The sequence below is a fragment of the Streptomyces sp. NPDC001709 genome (assembly GCF_053596375.1).
Genome location: NZ_JBSFGB010000133.1, coordinates 1 through 2,357, shown reverse-complemented (window position 1 = coordinate 2,357; position 2,357 = coordinate 1). Strand labels below are relative to the sequence as shown.

Here is a 2,357-nt window from a genome sequence, read left to right as displayed (position 1 = left end):
CACTACATGGACCCGAAGTACAAAGATAGCTGGATAGGCTATGTGAGGTCTGCAATCGATAACCCTGGGACGACTGTCCATGTTTACACCGAGGGATTTAGTGGAGGGTTTGAGGGGTCGGCGGCCCGTGGGCTTCAGCCGGGCGCTGCAGCCACTGAGCAGGAAATGGGTTGGATTGCAAGAGCAGTAATGGCCGGGCGGCGAACCTGGGATTCGGTAAAGTTCTATGACCGCACTGGCGAGATCGACGTCGATGAGCCAAATTGGGATGATCCGAAATTCGACAGGGCTCGAGCTCTGGAGGATCTATGACGCGCCCATGGCGGCGCAGCTTCGGGGGAGCTGGCGTGAACACATGTTGTAGCCGTTCGGGAGTTAGGGTTCCGGTATGACAGTTTCAGGGAATCCGAGTGGGGATCGTCCGTCCGATGTGCTGGACGCCGAGCACTACCCCGATCTCGTTCTCAGCGGTGGACTGGTGGCTGCGCTATGTCAGGCCGCAGCGGAGACGGGGGTTAGCCTCGGGCAAATCGGTCCAGTGTCGAAGCATGGAGGGGCTGCGTTCAAGACGGCCACGACCTCTGCGGCGCGCGGAGAGATCGTGGTGCGACTGGGCAAGGGGAGGCGTATATTCTCCATCTCCCTGGATAGTTCGCGAGGGGCGTTTGTTTGGGCATCCGGTGGCACCCGAGATCTTAAGGAGGTGGTCAAGCTAATGGATGCCTGGCGCAATGGAATGTCACTGAGGGAGCTTGGTGAGCGGTTTCCGTTTATGGCATATGACAGATTGAGTCTGGGTTATGAAGATGGCACCCCTGTTGAAACTCAGTGGGCCATACTTCTAGGTGCTCCAGAGTTTTCCGAGTATCGCGGCATGCTTCTTAAGGTGCATGTGAATACCCATCTGGGTAAGATGTTCCCGTATTTCTCTCATGAGACTCTTCGCTTGGCGAGTGACTGCTTCGATAGAAGTTCTAGTGGCATCTTCATTGATCCGCGGCCTGACGGTTCTTATTTTGTTTGGGCGACAAATGACAAAAAGGGGCGCGAGGCTCGTGGGCTTGAGGAAGCTGTCGCTGCCGCAGAGGTCATGGCTCGGCGACTTTAGAGGTCGTTCTCTTTCCGAACCTCGTGTGCGGTTTCCGCTGGTCCGGCATGGGATGGCGGCTGGCACGGGAGTCTCGGTCCGTTGCTGACCGAGGTGTCGTGGGGGTCGCGGATGGCGTCGATGAGGGCGGTGCTGGAAGCGCGGCAGAAGGCCGTGGCGGTGCTGGTGGAGGAACTGGAAGCCGAGCTGGAGCGGGTGCGGGCGGCTCTGGCTGAGGCTGAAGAGGTGCTCAGGCGCCGGGTGATCGGGCTGGAGCAGTATCTGGAGGCGCTGGCCGAGGAGGATGCGCCCGCCGTGGTGCCGGAGAGGGTGTCGCAGAGGAGGCCGGTGGGTCCGCGTCGGGCGGTGCCTCACCGCCAGGACGAGGACTGTAGGGTCACTGGTGTAACTCCCGAGCTGGAAGCGACAGTTGATGACTGACGTGGTGGGTGACACCGAGGCTCAGGAGGTGCCCGTGGACGAGGTCGTGGACGATGCCCTGATCCAGCAGCTGCTGGCCCGTGCGAAGGACGGCGGGATGAAGCTGGCCGGCGAGGGCGGTCTGCTGCAGCAGCTGACGAAGAAGCGCCTGGAGTCCGCCTTGGAGGGCGAGATCACCGACCACCTGGGCCACGAGAACGGCGAGCGGGCCGAGGGAGAACTACCGAAACGGCCGCCGGGCCAAGACCGTGACCACCGACACCGGCACCGTCGAGATCGAGGTGCCCCGAGACCGGGCCGGCACCTTCGAACCGATGGTGGTCAAGAAGCGTCAGAAGTGCCTTGCCGGTGTCGATGAGATGGTGCTGTCCCTATCCGCCAAGGGCCTGACCCACGGCGAGATCTCCGCCCACCTGGCCGAGGTCTATGGGGCGAACGTCTCCAAGCAGACCATCTCGACCATCACGGCCGACGTGGTCGCGGGCATGACGGAATGGCAGAACCGGCCGCTCGACGCGGTATACCCGGTCGTCTTCATCGACTGTGTGAACGTGAAGATCAGGGAGGGGCAGGTCGTCAACCGGCCCGTCTACATGGCCGTAGCGGTCACTGGCGAGGGCCACCGTGACATCCTCGGCCTGTGGGTCGGCGACGGGGGCGAGGGCGCAAAATATTGGCTCCAGGTACTGACCGAGATCAAGAACCGCGGCGCCGCGGACGTGCTGATGCTGGTCTGTGACGGGCTGACGGGATTGCCGGACGCGGTCAATGCGGTCTGGCTGCGACGATCGTGCAGACGTGCGTTGTTCACCTGCTGCGCAACTCGTTC

2 protein-coding genes and 2 pseudogenes are annotated in these 2,357 nt (G+C 62.0%); all 4 read left to right on the top strand.

Annotated elements, in window-relative coordinates:
• Positions 1-312, top strand: a 312-nt coding sequence (locus tag ACWC0C_RS48245; RefSeq protein WP_450871535.1) for a hypothetical protein, incomplete at its 5' end; no start/stop codon positions are given.
• A gap of 76 nt (positions 313-388) precedes the next feature.
• The gene (locus ACWC0C_RS48240; protein WP_450871534.1) at positions 389-1,108 is read left to right on the top strand and encodes a hypothetical protein; all 720 of its coding nucleotides are present in this window, start codon (positions 389-391) and stop codon (positions 1,106-1,108) included.
• Positions 1,109-1,228: 120 nt separating this feature from the next.
• Positions 1,229-1,471 (top strand): annotated as a pseudogene (locus ACWC0C_RS48235) (hypothetical protein); the annotation flags it as partial.
• Positions 1,472-1,520: 49 nt separating this feature from the next.
• A pseudogene (locus ACWC0C_RS48230) lies at positions 1,521-2,357 on the top strand (IS256 family transposase); the annotation flags it as partial.

What these genes read in the sequence shown, in the direction of transcription:
- ACWC0C_RS48240 (WP_450871534.1), top strand. Translation starts at nt 389, where the DNA reads ATGACAGTTTCAGGGAATCCGAGTGGGGATCGTCCGTCCGATGTGCTG.